This is a genomic window from Ignisphaera sp., from assembly GCA_038735125.1.
GTDB lineage: Archaea > Thermoproteota > Thermoprotei_A > Sulfolobales > Ignisphaeraceae > Ignisphaera.
In genome coordinates this window covers 50,153-66,853 of record JAVYNU010000004.1, presented here as the reverse complement: position 1 = coordinate 66,853, position 16,701 = coordinate 50,153, and the positions used below count along the sequence as shown (strand labels likewise).

Annotated in this window: 15 protein-coding genes; 9 read left to right on the top strand and 6 right to left on the bottom strand. The window is 42.5% G+C overall.

Annotated elements, in window-relative coordinates; translation table 11 throughout:
* Positions 1 to 5: 5 nt before the first annotated feature.
* The 4 genes from QW284_05840 to QW284_05825 all read left to right on the top strand — a co-directional run bounded on the left by QW284_05840 (position 6) and on the right by QW284_05825 (position 5,016).
* Positions 6 to 590 carry an MBL fold metallo-hydrolase gene (locus QW284_05840; protein MEM0339188.1) on the top strand — a complete coding sequence of 195 codons (585 nt, stop codon included), beginning with the start codon at positions 6 to 8 and terminating at the stop codon, positions 588 to 590.
* 10 nt (positions 591 to 600) lie between these two features.
* The gene (locus QW284_05835) at positions 601 to 2,454 is read left to right on the top strand and encodes an AMP-binding protein (GenBank protein MEM0339187.1); all 1,854 of its coding nucleotides are present in this window, start codon (positions 601 to 603) and stop codon (positions 2,452 to 2,454) included.
* Between the two features lie 198 nt (positions 2,455 to 2,652).
* The gene (locus tag QW284_05830) at positions 2,653 to 4,062 is read left to right on the top strand and encodes a hypothetical protein (protein MEM0339186.1); all 1,410 of its coding nucleotides are present in this window, start codon (positions 2,653 to 2,655) and stop codon (positions 4,060 to 4,062) included.
* Between the two features lie 78 nt (positions 4,063 to 4,140).
* Complete coding sequence (locus QW284_05825) at positions 4,141 to 5,016, top strand: ABC transporter ATP-binding protein (protein ID MEM0339185.1); 876 nt, start codon at positions 4,141 to 4,143, stop codon at positions 5,014 to 5,016.
* Here the strand turns inward: QW284_05825 and QW284_05820 are convergent.
* The 5 genes from QW284_05820 to QW284_05800 form a co-directional block, all read right to left on the bottom strand.
* On the bottom strand, positions 4,997 to 5,770 hold the full coding sequence (locus QW284_05820) for an energy-coupling factor transporter transmembrane component T (protein MEM0339184.1): 774 nt from the start codon (positions 5,768 to 5,770) through the stop codon (positions 4,997 to 4,999). The genes QW284_05825 and QW284_05820 overlap by 20 nt on opposite strands.
* Positions 5,761 to 6,630: an ABC transporter ATP-binding protein gene (locus QW284_05815; protein MEM0339183.1), complete on the bottom strand. Its 870-nt coding sequence runs from the start codon at positions 6,628 to 6,630 to the stop codon at positions 5,761 to 5,763. Before QW284_05815 ends, QW284_05820 begins: the two co-directional genes overlap by 10 nt.
* Entirely contained in the window at positions 6,587 to 7,522 is a 936-nt protein-coding gene (locus QW284_05810; protein MEM0339182.1) for a hypothetical protein, read from the bottom strand. The genes QW284_05815 and QW284_05810 overlap by 44 nt, the downstream gene beginning before the upstream one ends.
* 8 nt (positions 7,523 to 7,530) lie before the next feature.
* Positions 7,531 to 8,280 (bottom strand): hypothetical protein, encoded by a 750-nt coding sequence (locus QW284_05805; GenBank protein MEM0339181.1) that lies wholly within the window; start codon positions 8,278 to 8,280, stop codon positions 7,531 to 7,533.
* Between the two features lie 298 nt (positions 8,281 to 8,578).
* Complete coding sequence (locus QW284_05800; GenBank protein MEM0339180.1) at positions 8,579 to 10,036, bottom strand: amidohydrolase; 1,458 nt, start codon at positions 10,034 to 10,036, stop codon at positions 8,579 to 8,581.
* 293 nt (positions 10,037 to 10,329) lie between these two features.
* Between QW284_05800 and QW284_05795 the strand changes: the two genes are divergently transcribed.
* From QW284_05795 to QW284_05775, 5 genes are all read left to right on the top strand, one after another.
* Positions 10,330 to 11,103 (top strand): phosphoribosyltransferase family protein, encoded by a 774-nt coding sequence (locus tag QW284_05795; protein ID MEM0339179.1) that lies wholly within the window; start codon positions 10,330 to 10,332, stop codon positions 11,101 to 11,103.
* Between the two features lie 67 nt (positions 11,104 to 11,170).
* The gene (locus QW284_05790) at positions 11,171 to 11,962 is read left to right on the top strand and encodes a DUF3782 domain-containing protein (GenBank protein MEM0339178.1); all 792 of its coding nucleotides are present in this window, start codon (positions 11,171 to 11,173) and stop codon (positions 11,960 to 11,962) included.
* 71 nt (positions 11,963 to 12,033) lie between these two features.
* Positions 12,034 to 13,449, top strand: a complete 1,416-nt coding sequence (locus tag QW284_05785; protein MEM0339177.1) for a hypothetical protein — start codon at positions 12,034 to 12,036, stop codon at positions 13,447 to 13,449.
* A gap of 355 nt (positions 13,450 to 13,804) precedes the next feature.
* Positions 13,805 to 15,073, top strand: a complete 1,269-nt coding sequence (locus QW284_05780) for a hypothetical protein (GenBank protein ID MEM0339176.1) — start codon at positions 13,805 to 13,807, stop codon at positions 15,071 to 15,073.
* A gap of 2 nt (positions 15,074 to 15,075) precedes the next feature.
* Positions 15,076 to 15,624: a flavin reductase family protein gene (locus QW284_05775; protein ID MEM0339175.1), complete on the top strand. Its 549-nt coding sequence runs from the start codon at positions 15,076 to 15,078 to the stop codon at positions 15,622 to 15,624.
* 87 nt (positions 15,625 to 15,711) lie between these two features.
* Here the strand turns inward: QW284_05775 and QW284_05770 are convergent, their stop codons facing one another.
* On the bottom strand, positions 15,712 to 16,629 hold the full coding sequence (locus QW284_05770) for a metallophosphoesterase family protein (protein MEM0339174.1): 918 nt from the start codon (positions 16,627 to 16,629) through the stop codon (positions 15,712 to 15,714).
* Positions 16,630 to 16,701 lie beyond the last annotated feature (72 nt).

The following is a 16,701-nucleotide window of genomic DNA, read 5'->3' as shown; positions in this document are numbered from 1 at the left end:
TGGTCTTGAGGAGACTTAGGATAGGCTCCACAACTGTTTCCAGAGATGGGTTTGCAGGTGTGAGGATTGCTACAAACAATGAGACTCTATGTATAGATGTTGCAAATGTGGATGGCTGTAACTATCTGCTGTACACACATCTGCACCCCAGGCACTTCCCAGGAACAGAGAAGATAGATGTCAGAAAAACAGTCTCTCCATCAATAGGACTACACAGAATTGAGCCCGGCGACACAATTATTCTTGGTGAATTCACGATCAAAGCTATTGATGCATACAACATTGGTGAAGGTAAAGAGGTTGCACATCCAAAAGGGCTTGGAGTTGGATATATCGTGAAAACCAATGACATAACGGTTTATCACATGGGTGACACAGACCTCGTTCCAGAGGTTCTAGATATTAATATTAAAATAGATATATTATTTATTCCAATTGGATGCAAAAATGTTTTATGCCCCGAGGAGGCTCTAGAGGTAGTCAAGAGCCTTAGACCATTTATCGCCATACCAATTCACTATGAGGATAAAAGCCTTTTGTACACCTTTAGAGACATTGTCCAGCCATACACACAGGTAGTTATTATGTAGTGTGGTTAAGTTGCTTGAAAAGGTTTTAGAGAAGCTATACAGCGATGAATCTATAGTACCGCCTATAACGAAGTGGAAATATGTAGATGTCAGAGAGTATGAAGCTGTTTACAGGAGGAGTGTAGGTGATGTAGCTGGTTTCTGGGGTGAGGAGGCAAAGAAGCTTGTATGGGCAAAGCCGTGGAGAAGTATAGTAGATGGCGTGCCACCACACGTGAAGTGGTTTGTTGGTGGAGAGATAAGTGCTTATCACAATGTTGTAGAGAGACATAAAGATACATGGGTATGGGGTAAACCGGCTATTATATGGGAGAGTGAGCAGGGGGATGTGGAGGCGATATCCTATGAGAGTCTACACAACCTAGTCGAGAAGCTATCGAGTGCTTTGAAGAGTCTTGGCATTGGTGCTGGGGATTGGGTGATGTTCTATGTTCCACCCACAATAGAGTCGATAGCTTTAATACTAGCCTCCATGAGGATTGGAGCTCCATTTGAAGTTGTTTTCACTGGTTTCGGATTCTACGAGCTTGGCAACAGAATCGCCTCTAGGAGACCAAGGCTGTTGGTTACAACCGATGGGTTCTATAGGAGGGGCAGAGTAATAGACACAGTTTCAACTGTTAGAAGAGCAATTGAATATGCTAAGCATAGATGTTCTACAGTGGTTATAGAGAGAGTTGGATCTGCCAAGCTTATGGAAAGCGAGATGAGTTTCGATAGCCTGAAGAGTCTTGGCGGAGAAAGAGTAGATAACTTTGTAGGGCCTTCTGATCACCCCCTCTTCGGACTTCACATAGCATATGAGGATGGCTACAAGCCTATTACACATGGTGTTGGCGGATACCTTGTGCAGACATACTCTACTAGCAGATGGATTGGTTTGAGACCTCACGACACATACTTCTGTACTGTGTGGCCTGGGTGGATAACAGGGATAACATACGTTGTTTTTGGCCCTCTAATGATAGGCTCAACAATCGTTCTATATGAAGGAAGCTTCGACTACCCATCAATCGACAGATGGTGGGATATTATAGAGAGGTATGCCGTGACATTGTTTCTGACAACAGGATCTGCACTAAGAATGCTTAGCAAGGCTGGGGACCAGCATGTCAAGGCACATAACATAGACACGCTAAAAGCTATCCTCATAACTGCAGAGCCTCTTGAGAAAGATGTTTGGTGGTGGACATACAGCGTTGTAGGAACTGGGGGTACGACCATGATAACATCTGTGCCTGAGAGCCTCTCCGGCAGAATACCAGTTCTAAACATGTATATACAGAGCGAGTTAGCAACATTTGTGCTGGGAAACCTGATAAACTATACATTCACCCCAGTTGTGCCAGGATCTGTTGGAAGGCCTATACCGGGCTTCGACATAGATGTTGTCGACGAACATGGAAACAGTATTAGAGACTCTATAGGAGAGCTTGTACTGAGAAAGCCGTGGCCCTCAATGTCGGTTGAAGCACCGAAGGAATTCTTCGATAGTTGGAAAGATGGCTTTTACAGAACAGGAGACTATGCATATATGAAGAAAGACTTCACAGTATTTGTTCTCGGAAGAAGAGATGGTGTAATGAAGGTGAGTGGCTATAGGCTTAGTCCAGGTGCTGTGGAAAAGATTTTGAGAGAGAAGCTAGGGAAAGACGTTATAGTTGTTGGAGCGCCAGATGAAGCAAGGTTTGAAGCACCGATAATAATATCAAAGGAGGAACTGGATCTGAAAACAATAAGAAACCTGGTTAGAGAGTATATAGGCGCCATATCAGAGCCCATTGGGATAAGGGTTATGAACTTCGATGAAAAAACTCCGAAAAATGTTTTGAGGATAGATATAAAGAAGGTGTTGTGGTCATAGAACAACCGATTACATTGTTCAAAGCTTTTGAAGATTGTAGAGAAATGTCAAAGTTAATAGATTTCAGGTGAAGCATTGATTAGAGGTTCAATCCGACTAATTTTATTGAAAAGCATATGTAGGTAAGCTCCATCCTAAAATAACTAAGTCTTTTATTGCTCAGCAATTGTAGTAGTCCTTAGCGTTTTCTGTAAAGTGATGGCGTTGATCTGTGGTATAATCATCAAAAAGGTTTCTCGACATGGATTTAGAACCGTGCTTGTTATTCTCATGGTTTTTGCCTTGTATGTTCTCTCTGTTAATGCTGTCTTCTATACTCCCTATACCATAGGTGCTATGGCTCTTGCCAGAAGCATAACTAGTGCATTGCCTTATATTGAGTCTTGGATCTGCTTTGATAGATGGGCTGATGTAGTCTATGTTAATGGTAGATGTGTTTTTGTCGGCCCTCTAGGCCTTGGAATTGTTCTTGCTATACCGATGAAGCTAGCAGACGTTTTCAATGCAAAGGATTTGATAGTTGCAGGCTTTGCAATGGCTTTCCTCGGCTCTCTATCAGTTTACATCTCTGCAAAACTTTATGAAACGATTTTCGGAGATAGTAGAAGAGCTATTGCTGTGGCTATAGTCAATGGCTTGGCAGGACCTCTATACATATATTCAACACATGTTTTTCCGCAGGCCCCTCTAACACTTTTCTACATGCTCTACATACTGTCGCTAAACAAGCTCTGTAGCGGTGGTGGAAAGCCTTGGGCTGTTTTGGCAGGTTTTTCAGCATCTATGTCAATTGTTTTAGACCCCTCAACATTTATACCAATATTCTTCACATCTGCAACTGTTTTGGCAAAGACGATCAGAGACTATCTGAAGGATCGTAAAAGCCTTTGGAGGATCTTTACATATGTTCTCATATACATAATATCTATCTCTCCAATTATAGTGATGCAGTTGATCTATAATGCCTATACAACAGGTAACATGTTCACGTTTCCGGAGCAGATATATTTGAAAAGTATAGGTGTTGAGGGGTTCAACCTAGCTGATATTCCATATGGGTTGTTCATATTGCTTGTAGATCCTAGGAAGAGTCTCCTAGTTCTATACCCGCTCTACATTCTTGCAATTATCTACATGCCAAAAGCTCTTAAGAGGCTCGGTTCATATGATAAGATAGTCTATGTAGCTTCTATTGCCATTCCAATTTTAGTGTATTCTAGTTGGTATGATGTGGATGGGGGGCTTTGCTACGGTCCGAGATTCCTAACAACAATAACACCTCTTCTAATAGCCCCGCTCGTACTTGGATTAGAAAACAAGGTTGTTTTAATAATGCTTGCCATTTTGGGGCTATACTCATATGCAGAAAACCTTGTAGTCGTTATCTCAACGCCTTATCCAAGTGCCCTCGAAGATTTAAAGCCGCTTGAAATCCAGTTGATAACAGCTATAAACAAGTTTGTGGAGGGGATTAGATCAGCGTATATATATACAATAATTTCGAAATTCTTCAACGAACCTGTTGCCACAACAATATCGCTAGCAGCATTGAACATTTTGGCTGGAGTGGTAGTCGCCTTGACTATATACAAGGCAAAACAATATTAGGCGATAAATAATGCAACTGTACAAGTGGTGAGATGATCAAAATTTTAAACGGTTCAAAGCTGTATTTTGAGTCTGAGGATGTATTTAGGCATAGGAGTAGCAATAGAAGCTGAGGTTTTGCATGTTATGGCAGCTTGTGTAGAGGTGTCTAACCTATCTGTTGAGGCTCTAAATGGATTTAAGATTTTAGAAAACATTTCTCTATCTATAGATTGTGGGGATTTCGTCGTTGTCTCTGGCCCTAGCGGTGGGGGCAAATCAACATTGCTGAAGGTTTTGCTTGGTATTAGAGATGTTTTAGAAAGTCTGCGGGTGGCGGGCGATGCCAGGGTTTTAGATGTGGATGTTCTGAAGCATGGTTTTAACAAGCTTTTTGGAAGGGTTGGTGTTGTTCTTCAAAATCCTGTTAACCAAGTATTCTCGCTTACAGTTGAAGAGGAGGTGGCGTTTCCTTTAGAGAACGCTGGTCTGGAGGCTGATGAGATTCGTAGAAGAGTTGACGAGGCTCTGGAGGTTATGGAGTTGGATAGTCTGAGGAATAGATTTGTTAGCACGCTTTCGATGGGGCAGATCCAGAGGGTTGTGTTAGCATCTGTAATAGCGTTGAGACCAGAGCTACTTATCCTCGACGAGCCATGCTCATATCTTGACCCTATGACGAAGAAGAAGTTCTACGAGTATGTCTACAGCTATTGGAGAGATAGAAAAGCAACTGTAGTTGTTGTCGAGCACGATCTTGACTATGTGCTGGGCTTTGCAACAAAGCTTCTAATACTCAATAGAAAAGTGGTTGCCTATGGGCCTCCTCTAAAGGTTTTGGGTGAGACTAATATAGGGGACTACGGAGTTAAGGAGCCTATCTACATCAAAATATCTAAACAGTTCAACAAAGTTGCCAGAAATGTTGAGGAGTCTATTGAATATCTAAAGAGCGTTATATGCAGAAATGAATAGCCATAGCCAGTCCGGCGAAACACAAAAGCACAGCAATCGAATCTCTAAACCCAAAGGTCTCTGAATACAGGTAGCCCCTCTTGCCACCTAACCCAAAGCCTTTTACCTCAAGCGCTATAGTAACTTCATCAACTCTATTCAACGCCGATATTATCAGCGGGACAAAAATCGCGAAAGAGCTTCTGAGACTGCCAAGAAAGTTTCTTTTGATGAAAAGCCCTCTCGTCTTCTGAATATGCAGTATCTCAATCAGGTCACTGGCTATTACCGATAGAAATCGAAGAGCTATAACAAACCCATAGCCATACTTATATGGAATCCCGATCCTGCTTAGAATACGTGCGATGGACTGGGGCTTAGTTGTTATGAAGAATATGTAGAAAGCTAGGGACATTATCAGCAGTCTAACTATGGCTGTGGCTAACGAGATAGACAATTCTATTAGTGATGCTGTTGACATGGATCTAAATATCGAGTAGATGTATGAGAATAGAATCATCGGCGATATGAAAATCATTAGAGAGGTGATTAGAGAAACCACCCTCTTTACACTAATCGACAACAATGCCATTAAAAGAAAAGTTGCTAGTGTAAACAGCAACACAACTAGCTTGTTGCATATAAAGGCTATGGCTATACCTGCAAACATTAAAACTGCTTTTGTCAAGGGGTGGAGCTTGCCCAGAAGACTCTTTTCCGAATAGAACAGAAAAATTTGGGATAAGTTCCTCAGGTAGATGCTTGTTAACGACATAGAGCCTTCCTCAACCTGTCTAATTCAAGTAGCAGATCATCTAAATCTGCGGCCCTGTCCCAACGAATCCCTAGCCGTTTAGCCAGCTCCACCTCTGTTGGTATCACCAAACTGTTTTCGGTAAAAATACTTGGATTATCTAAGGCATCTTCTATAGAACCTTTGAAAACGATCCTGCCTTCGTTGAGAATTATCAGTTTAGCCCTTGGCAACATAGTGATTATATCAGTGTCGTGGGTTGCAATAACAATTGCCGTTTCCAGTAGATCGTTTAGCTTATTGATTATGTCTATGAATCTCTTTTTAAGGCCGTAGTCAAGGCCTGCTGTTGGCTCATCCAATAAAAGGAGGGGGGGTTCGTGTATTAGAGCCGAGGCTAAGACAACCCTTCTTGCCTCTCCCTCACTCAAGCTAAATGGTGATCTATCTAGCAAGTCGATGATATCCAGCCTTGTGGCTATATCCAAAACATTTTTAGTTATTGTGTTATGGTCTATACCCAGGTTCTTAGCAACAAAGCTTATCTCGTCAAAGACCTTTGGGTTGAACATGTATAGCCACGGATTTTGATGCACATATCCAATAAGCCTCACTAGATCTGTATCAGATAAACTGGTAATATCCCTGCCACATAGGGATACATGGCCCCTAACAGGTTTTAGTATACCTGCCAATACCTTCAAAAATGTTGATTTGCCTGAGCCGTTGGGGCCTAGAACCAATACAAGCTCTCTTTTTCGAATCTGTAGGGATATACCCTTCAAAACATATTCTTCTCCATATCCAAACCACAGATCGTCAACACGGACCACAGGATTACAACTGTCTCCAGAGCTCCTCGACCTGAACAGAGTTGACACCTGGTCTCCACCTATATACCCACACTGGACTTGTTTTCTCGATGATTTCAAGGGCTTTGTCTACAGCATAGTCATAGACTATTGCAAATAGGGCCTCCCCCACCATATTCATCGAAGCGCCTATAACACCATCAATCTCTTGCAGAAGCTCTATAACCTGCCTGATTTTTGGTGTTAGAAACCCTGTTTCCAATGCAAATTGGTAGCAGCTTCTAATGAAGTTCTCTGGGGTTGGGCTAGCCTCTATCCTTTTTAGAGTCTCTAAGCCGATTGCCCTCACCTTTTCTAGGTGATCAGAACTGGAAAGTATAGAGTTTTTGGGTATGGGTCTATAGAAAGCTGTTAAAGCGGTTAGATTTGGTTCCATAGGTATGCACCTAACCTCTGCTATTCTAGGGCCACCAGGCTTAGATACCAGGACAATCCCGTCGCAAGGCTTTAGAACCCCTACCACTGTCCCCAAACCAGATTTGCATACTATATCCGCCTCATGTGCTATCTCCGCAACATCGTCGAAGTCTATTGGAATATCCAATGCTTTGGCAAGTGCAAAGGCTATTGCAACAGCTGATCCACCGCTAGAACCGTATCCACCTCCTATTGGCACAGATATCCTCTGGTCTATGTAAACCCTGCCACCCTTCCTACCAGCTATTGCAAAAATCCTTTCAGCTATGTATCTAGCTAGGCAACCATCTATGTAAGAGCCGTTGATTCTATTCACAACCACAAGCCCGTCACTGTGGCTTAGATCCACAGACACCTCGACAACTATTGCCTTTGCTACCCCCAGCCCACCTCCAACAGCCCCTGTTTCCCTGAGATCTGAGGCTATATGCGGTGCAAAGAACCCTGATATACCTGCTGAAGCAGTTGACCTTACTCTCCTCATCAATATTCTCACCTATACCTCTTCAACCACACCTCAACAGCTCTTGCAATTGGTGGGGCAAGGTATATCATGAAGGGTATCTCTGTGTAGTAGGTCCATAGAAACCACATTAGGGCAGCTGCAAATGGTGCTCTGGTCTGGAACTCTGGAGGAACACCCGCAATACCAAGTTTAGCTACATAGGTGTAAGCCCATAGGCCAAAGCCTATGTAGAGAGATCCTATCATCAATCCAAGGCTGTAAGCTAGCAACTCATTCGGGTATGCATAGCCTCTCCTTCTAAACATGAGCACTACCATGGATATGGCTACGCCAGCCCCTGAGACAATGGCAACAGATATGAATACCAGGGCTGTTGTAAAATCAATGAATTTGATTGTGTATAGGTAGTAGAGGGCTGCTACAGGTATGAATTGGAGGGCTATGGCTATAATGCCCAAAGCTTTAGAATCCCTCCTAGTCTTCCTCGCAACAAGACCTAGAATGTAAAAGCCTAGGAAATTTGCTGGAACACCTACAGATAAGCTAACAAGTGCATTTCCATGTACAACCATATCGCTTATAAAAATCCCTATAGCAGCCCCCAAACCACCTACAACAGGGCCAAAAACCTCTGCAAAAACAGCGGGTACAAAAACAGAGGGCCAGAACCTAACACCGCCAACAACTATAGCAAAAATGCCAAAGGTCGTTGCTATGCCAACTAAGGCGTATAGAGCGGCATTAACTATTGCTATCACAAAGTCTCTAACCCTCATATAAACAACACCCACCTTTATGCGATACACTTTAAGAAGAATGCAATTTAAATATTTAAACTCTTTTCTTGAATAAGTTTAAATAGTTTAAATAAACAAAAGGTGCTCTGTGTTCTGCATACTTGATGGTTTTGACCATTGTGTAAAAGTCGCGGCAAATAATCCAAAGCCCTTGTCGCAACCTCCAACAAGCGCTGTCTTTGTTTAATGAAAGTTTATTTCTTGTCTCCACATCTATTCTTCTTGTGATGAGCCGTGGCACATCTGATTTGTGATGTGTTTGTCGCAGCCGTCTGATCTAATGTTTGCTCCATATATGCTTTCCTCCAACGTATATGGCTAGAACCTTTATGTCCTTCAACTCCTTCTCATCTGTTTTCAGAGGGTCTCTGTCAACGATTATGAAATCTGCTAGCTTCCCTGGCTCTAGAGTACCCAGATTCTCCTCTTCGTGTAGTATGTATGCAGAGCCATATGTGTAGTAATGGAGGGTCTCTTCAATTGTTAGCCTCTGGCTTTCTGTGTACTTATAGTGTCTAACGTTTTCGTGTTTCCCTCTTGTAACCGCTGCATATATCGTCTGCCATGGGTTTGCCGGCTCAACTGGACTGTCTGTCCCAATGCCCACAGCAATTCCTTTTTCAATCATTGTCTTGAATGGGTATAGCCATCTTATCCTCTCCTCACCTAGCCTCTGCAAAGCCCACCAATCAGATATGACAAAGTTCGGCTGAACAGATGCTGCAATCCCCAGCCTAGCCATCCTATCTATTTGGTCTTCTCTAAGAACAGATGCATGCTCGATTCTATGTCTATATGCCTTAGCATTTGGAAGCTCCTGGTATATATCTAGAATGACATCTATAGCCTTGTCGCCGATGCCGTGGATGGCCAGCTGAAGACCAGACTCATGGATTTTTCTCGCAGCTGCTCTAAGATCCCTTGGATCCGTTGCTGGATAGCCGCTGGTCGAGGGGTCATCTGAATAGGGTTTTGATAGCCATGCTGTTCTAGCACCTAAACTGCCATCTGCATAGAGCTTGACCCCCACTATCTTCAGGTACTCGTCTCCTAAGCCACTCCTAAGCCCAACATCTCTTGCAATGTCTATGAAGCTCCAAGACTTTCTAAAGTCTAGATAAACCCTAACCCTTATCGGCAGCTGCCTCTCCTTCCAAAGCTCCGTCAAGGCCTTCAAAACCTTTGGGTCGCAGCCAACGAAGCCAGCTGTTGTAACGCCTTGCGAGGCCAGGTGGTTTAAAGCTTTTAGAAGAATCTTTTTATAGTCTTCAACGGATATGGAGTCCTCGATCTTCTCTCTAACAATGTTGAGGGCATCCTCTCTAACAATACCTGTTGGAACACCCCTATCATCTCTAACAACATTGGGGGACTCAATAGTTGAAACGCTTGCGAGTTCCAAACCCCTTGAGTTGAGGACAGCGACATGCATGCAAATCCTGTAGAGTATAACCGGCCTATTGCTAACAACCTCGTCGAGATCCCATCTAGTTGGCCACCTCCTCTCCTCGAAAAGCTCTTGATCCCATCCAAATCCAATAATCCATAGAGTGTCAACAGATCTTGAAAACTCTCTCAACCTCTCCTTAAGCTCCCTAATACTTCTAACACCACGGAGATCGAGCATGCCAAGCTGAAGACCAAGCTCATCCAAGTGGATGTGAGAATCTATGAAGCCAGGCAGGACAGTTGCACCATTCAAATCGACAACATCTCCGCCAAGCAAACCAGCCACGCTTTTCGCAATGTCATTGCTACCGGCGTAGAGTATCCTACCCCACCCAACAACGATGGCCTCAACCCTCTTAACGGGCTTGAAAGACAGGTAGATATTTCCATTGACAAATGCTGTAACCAGATATCATCACCAAAGAAAAATATGTTGAGGAAACATTAAAAACTTGTGCTACGCAAAGACCGCATCTCTAAACTTATTTAAATTTTAACTTCTTTGAACTTATATAGCGGCAATGCTTTAATTGACTCGCGTTTTATCTGTGCTGTAATGCGCTTGTGCTGGTGAATCCCATGGTTATCTACCCTGTTAAGCATGTTTCGTGGAGCGAAGTTGCTGAATGGAGTTTGAGACTTGCAAGGATTGTTGATGGTAGTGGGTTTAAGCCAGATGTTGTAGTCGCTGTTGGTAGAGGTGGTCTAGCAGTCTCTAGGATTCTAGCTGACGTTCTAGACGTTGACAAAATCCTTTATTTGCCTATTAGATGGAGAGAAAAGTCTAGAAGACCTGGCGAAAACTATTTAGCTGAGCTAATAAGGTGCTTTGCAAAGGGCTCTGGCATAGAGCTTTGTATAGCCGATGTTGTTAAGGGCCTCAGCATAGAAACAGCATTCAACTTTGAAATTGATTTGAATGGGTCTAAAGCACTCGCAGTTGAAGAGATATCTGCCACAGGCCTGCACCTCGCAAAAGCTAGGGAGATTCTGATCAAAAAATGGAGAGCAGGAGATGTTAAGACAGCAACCCTAGTCTGGAAAACATCTACATCGCAGCTAAAGCCCGACTATGTATTCATCGAGACTAGAAGCTTTGTGTGGTTCCAATTCCCATGGTCAAGAGCATCAGACTACAAACAGTTTGCTAAAGTCGCCATGGAGGAGGAGTGCAGAAGAGGAGGCAAATGCTCATGGAGCATAGAAGAAATTGGAGAACTCTTCAAAAAATGGTATGGATTCGACCCAGACAAAAAATACTTAGAGATAGCTCTTGAGAAACTCACAAAAGAGGAGATACTAAATAGGGTAAATAAACAGAATGTAATAGTCTATGAGATAAGAATTCAGTAGAAACTAAAGAGCAACGCTTATAACGCTTTTTAAAACACTAGAAAATTGGTGGGAGGATAAAAAGGTTATGGAGAATAGAAGTACTAAGCAAGAGCTTCTCAAGCTTTTGAAGGAGGATGAGGAGTTTAGGTATGCTATAGCCGGCCTCCTAGGCTATGGCGAGATTTTGAAGAGGCTTGATAGGCATGAGGAGGAGTTGAAGAAGCTTAGAGAAGACTTCTTAATGTTTGTCAAAGAGCAGGAGAAGAGATGGGAGGAGAATAACAGGAGGTGGGAGGAGGCTTACAAGAGGTTCGAAGCTATTGAGAATGAGTTGAGGGCTCTTAGAGAGGATTTCAATAGGTTTGTTGAGTTGGAGGAGAGGAGGTGGGAGGAAACGTATAAGAGGTTCGAGGCTATTGAGAAGACTTTACAGTTTCACGGGGAGAAGATTGCAGAGCTTGCTAAAATTGTTGGAGAGCTTAAGGTTGCTTTGGGATCTATTGGTAGGAGGCTGGGGAGAGACCTAGAGAAGACAATTCTATCCCTATACAAAGACGCCATCGAAAGATTTGGCATAGATGTTGAGAAAATTGAGAAGATCTCTTTCAGAGACTACGATGGTAAGTACCTTCAGAAGGGGGCTAAACTAGAAATAGACATTTACATAAGTGATAAGGCAACGTATTTCATAGAGGTGAAGAGCTTTGCAGATGAAGATGATGTCGAATGGTTTAACACAAAATGCAGTATTTTCGCTAAGGAGAAAAACATTGAGAACTATAAAAAGCTTTTGATAGCTGTGAACATGCTACGTGAAGCTTTGGAGAGAGCCAAAGAACTTGGTATAGAAGTTGTCTACGGATCTATCATAGAATAGCTAAAATCTATAGAAAGGCTGTAAAGAGGCCATCAATGGATATGTAGACAAATTTGTTTGGTGCAATACTATTGGGTGAGGAATGCGCTGCAATAACTTTTTATAGCGACCCAGTTGAATCTTTTCTAACCTCAGTCTTTAGATTATATGAGGTCTTTGGATGCGGTCAAATAATAGTCTTTTCTTCTAAAACTAGAGAAGCCGAGGCTTCAAATGCTGTAAACCTATTGAGGAATTATGTGAAGAATACTGAATTTAGTTTATATCCCATATTCCCAGACCCAAGCGACCTGAATTCATTTGATGGTCTTTCGCAAACTGTCTACAATGTTTTGAGAGGCATCTCAAAAGATAGTAGAATTGTTATGGCTACCTACACGGGCTCTAGACTAGAGGTCTCAGCAACTATCTTAGCAGCTTCTAGGCAAAGAGAAAGTGTTTCCCTCATCTACACACCATTTTTCTTCGGCCCTTGGAACAACCTTTTTTATCCCTTTACACCAAAGCCTTTGGAACCAATAGCAATTCTACATCCAAGTGCAGATGATGTGAGATCTATTGTAAAACCTAGTCAAATTCTCATTGAGAAGCAAGATCTGGAGAAGCTTCTCGACAACTTTGTAAAACCTCCATTATCTCGACTTAGAAGAGGCGTTGCATATACTCAATACAAAATCAATGCTGAGTATGCAACGTCTTCAATTATATATCCATTGGATTTTAGATGTAGAGGACTCAGAATCACAATTACAGTTAACAAAATTCCTAAGATAGTTGCTGAAGCAAGAGACTATTGCAACTATGATGAGGTTATAGAGCTTGTGCACAGTCTTGGCTCTCAAATCAAAAAATTCAATACCATTGAAAGTGAGGCAGGTAGAGCAATAGAATTGATAGCGAAGTTCTCTGGACTCATCCCACTAGCTGTTGAGGAGTGCACATATGACTGTGAGAAATACAAAGATGTTATTTTGACAGATTTTCTATCTGAGATAGGGGCAGAGGCTCTTATGGATACAAACATATTCTACACATCACTTCACATGTTATTACATGAATCAAAAATTAATGTCAAAACACCTTTATGTGCCTATGTAGAGCTTTTGGGGCATGTCGCACATTATAAGAACCCATATGAGGAATTGAGATCAGCCATAGCCAGCCTTATCCTAGATGAGATTAGGACACTAGGACTTCAAATCGATGAGAATTCTAGTCAGCGGCCATGTGAAATCGGAATAGCGTTGGCAAAGGGCTTCGCTGTAACATCTGACAAAAAGGCATTTGATGATATATTCAAGTTTTTGAACATTAAAGCTGTTTTCACGGTGCCTAAGCCTATAAAGGAGGTAAAGTTGCTTAGGAGAGAAAATATGAGAAGAATAGCATATGCATATTATGCCATTGCGCAGTTCAAAACAGTTGTTGAAATGCCTGAAATTGCAAAAGCGCTAAGTAAGTTAGGTATTGAAGTGAGGTTTGAATAGATCGGTTACAAACCTCATTAATTTATAATCAAAGATTAATTAACGTCATCTCAAAATGCAATTGTTGAAAGCTTGAAAGAAACGGGCTCTAATCCAGTCGATAAGTATCCACAGTTTGTGAGACTAGAAAATGATAAAGGTTTTTGTACGTAATATTGGTAGCTGAAGAGATTTGAAGGTGATGATGAAGAGGAAGTGTGCTGTTAAATCGTTGAAAGGGCCACCACCTCTTAGAATAGCAGGGTCTGGGCCGTAGGCAAAGGGCTTGCGTTTTTCTGTCACATGCTTTAGCCTGTCTTTGTGTAGGGATAACAGTTTTTAGGTTGTGGTAGCAAAGTAGTTTTTGTGATGTGTTTTGAAGCCTATTGTTGTTGTCCCCTTTGCATCTGAGATTCATGGAAAGGAGTACTACGCCAATGTTTTAGAGGTTTTTAGGAAGCATCTCAGTAGATATGGTATAGAGTTCCACAGCGAAATTGTTGTGTCTGCCGAGGCTGCTGAGAAGCTGGGTAGCAGATACCAGGGGTTTATACCAATAGCGCTTGTCTTGACTGGTGGCACGAGTAACCTTATCTACAGGTTTGTGTCTACAGGCTCTATAGACAAGGTCTTTATACTTGCCCATACGGAGCACAATAGCCTTGCCTCAGCTGTTTCTGCTAGAAGCAAGATTGAGAGGGATGGGTATTCAGCTGGGCTCTACTGGTGTGAAGAGTACTACTCTATCGACTGTGAGAATGTTGTTGACAAGCTGATGGCTGTTGCAAGAGCTGTTGCATTCATTGACGGCTCTAAGGTCGCTGTGGTTGCTGATAGGGAAAAGGGTGATGTAGAGGATGCTTTTGAGTCTAGATTCAATGCAACAGTCGATATTGTATCTACATCAAGAATAGCCTCGATGATGGATTCCGCCCCAAGGGAGAGGGTAGAGGCTGTCGCCAGAGAGATAGAGTCGAAGATAGAGTTTGAGGCATCTAAAGAGGCTTTGGAGAAGGTTTCCAGGCTTTACATAGCTCTTGAGAGCCTTGCCAAGGAGAACAAATACGATGTTGTAACAATAGACTGTTTCCCATTCATACTAAAATATGGTGTAACACCATGCATACCACTATCGCTGCTAAACAGCAAGGGGATTACAGCTGTTTGCGAAGCAGATCTAACAGCTGTTTTCGGTATGCTTCTAGCAAGGGGTTTGACAGGTAGGAGTGGGTGGATAGGAAATGTAGTGTCATTCAAATCCAGATCAGCTATGCTAGCCCACTGCACAATAGCTCTCGACCTAGTCTCTGGAAAGCCTAGGGCTATACAGCATTTTGAGTCTGGAGCCCCATACGCAATAACAGCATCTGTAGAAAATACAGTAGCAACTGTAGTGTCTGTCGACAGGGACTTCACCATAGCCGTAGCCGATAAGGGGAGGATAGTAAAATCGGGTCTACTGACATACTCAACATGCAGAACACAGATAATGCTAGAATTCGACTTTCCAGTTGAGCATATACCCAGGTACGCACCATCAAACCACCACATTATGATACCTGGAGACTTTGTCGATGAGATTAGAGAAATTGCTTACATGTTCAACATGGATGCTGCGACATATAGAGAGCTTGTCGGCTGGTGAAAATGGATTTTGCAAAGCCCAGGCACTTCTACTATCTTCTACACCCAAGACCTGTAGTCGTCATTATAACAACTTGTGAGGGTGGGAGATACAATGCAATGTCAGCCTCTTGGGTAACACCAGTATCCGAAGAGCCACCGACAATAGCTGTTGCAATCGATAGAGAGTCATATACATTCTCATGCATTGAATACTCGAAGGAGGCTACATTCAACATACCATCTGCTCAGCATGTAGATGTTGTATACAAGCTTGGGAGTGTCTCTGGGAGAAGCGTTGACAAGATAAAGATGTTCGGCCTTAACCTGGCAAAAGCAAATAAGGTTAGCGCACCTATTTGGCAAGACGCTATTGGATGGCTAGAGGGTAGGGTCATGAGCTTTGTAGACGCTGGCGAAACGAGGCTATACGTTTTCGAGGTTCTAGACTACTATGCAAAAGCTGATGCTGTATCGGAGTGGGGGTGGCAGCTGCAGAAAGCTAGTCCTATTCACCATGGGGCTGGCAGATGGTTCTATCTAGTCGGCAGACACATAGTAGCATCTAAATAGAATATTAGTCTTTTTCCACAGTATTAAAACTGATGATTGGTCCTAGCCAGCCTGACTGAAATGTGATGAGCGGACCACGAAATGATTCTACACAAGGACAATACCATTCTCTATATAACTCAAAGCCTTTTCTCTATCCACAAGCTTATCAAGTTCGATAACAAGTGCACCAGCATACGAATTTCCATAGTAGCCCTTCATGGAGAATATAGTTAGGACCCTCTTTCCATGGTTAAACTTGTAGCCGTTGCATGGCTCATGCCCCCTCACCGCAACAACCACATTGAGTTTCTTCAAAAGGGTTTCAGTTATTTTCCTACCCCATATAACCCCAGCTCCCCTAACAAAGTTGAAATCATGTTCCTCAATCTCTTCGCTTGGATCGCTCCATAGAATCTCTTCAAAATCACTTGCATCAACATTCAAAATATCTTCAACTCCATTAAATTTTAGGAGTCTCGATACTGGGGGACCTCCATGAAAAGCAACTAGGGTGTCTGGTATGTAGAGTATTAGGGGAAGCAAATCAAATATTTTTTGAAACAAACTGTAGAGTTCTTCACCATTCGCATAGCCGAATGCCTCCATGAGTCTATATGGAAAGTCGTGTGGCGATGGAAGAAGCTGTGGAGGGGGCTCATGGTTCCCCCTTAGAAGAACTATTCTATCACCCCAATCCCTCTTAAGCATGGCTATTAAGGCAGCTGTTCTGATCTGCTCATCACCTCTATCGATATAGTCTCCAAGAAGAACTATTCTACCCCCATCTCTAAGAATGTCTAGTGCCTTGACCCTTTCTAAAATGTTTAAAAGTGTGTAGTAGTCTCCATGTACATCTCCTATGAAAACTGTTCTGCATTTACAATCGAGTTTAACAAACTTTCTGTCATTTCTAAGTCTAGATTCGAATTGCAGAGTGTTGTAGAGCTCCTCGGTTAGTATCCTGAACTCGCTGTAGTCTCTAACAACAAGCTCTACCTTAGCTATATAGTCTCCTAGGCTCATTAATTATCAACACCACTAAGATGCGGCGACAAGTATAAGTATTTTTTCCTAGATTTAAAATTTGAGCTGTGA

Excerpts from the sequence above, each read along its gene's own strand:
- QW284_05805 (MEM0339181.1), bottom strand. The coding sequence starts at position 8,280 with ATGAGGGTTAGAGACTTTGTGATAGCAATAGTTAATGCCGCTCTATAC.
- QW284_05770 (MEM0339174.1), bottom strand. The coding sequence starts at position 16,629 with ATGAGCCTAGGAGACTATATAGCTAAGGTAGAGCTTGTTGTTAGAGAC.
- QW284_05825 (MEM0339185.1), top strand. The coding sequence starts at position 4,141 with ATGTATTTAGGCATAGGAGTAGCAATAGAAGCTGAGGTTTTGCATGTT.
- QW284_05795 (MEM0339179.1), top strand. The coding sequence starts at position 10,330 with ATGGTTATCTACCCTGTTAAGCATGTTTCGTGGAGCGAAGTTGCTGAA.
- QW284_05790 (MEM0339178.1), top strand. The coding sequence starts at position 11,171 with ATGGAGAATAGAAGTACTAAGCAAGAGCTTCTCAAGCTTTTGAAGGAG.
- QW284_05810 (MEM0339182.1), bottom strand. The coding sequence starts at position 7,522 with ATGAGGAGAGTAAGGTCAACTGCTTCAGCAGGTATATCAGGGTTCTTT.
- QW284_05820 (MEM0339184.1), bottom strand. The coding sequence starts at position 5,770 with ATGTCGTTAACAAGCATCTACCTGAGGAACTTATCCCAAATTTTTCTG.
- QW284_05830 (MEM0339186.1), top strand. The coding sequence starts at position 2,653 with ATGGCGTTGATCTGTGGTATAATCATCAAAAAGGTTTCTCGACATGGA.
- QW284_05775 (MEM0339175.1), top strand. The coding sequence starts at position 15,076 with ATGGATTTTGCAAAGCCCAGGCACTTCTACTATCTTCTACACCCAAGA.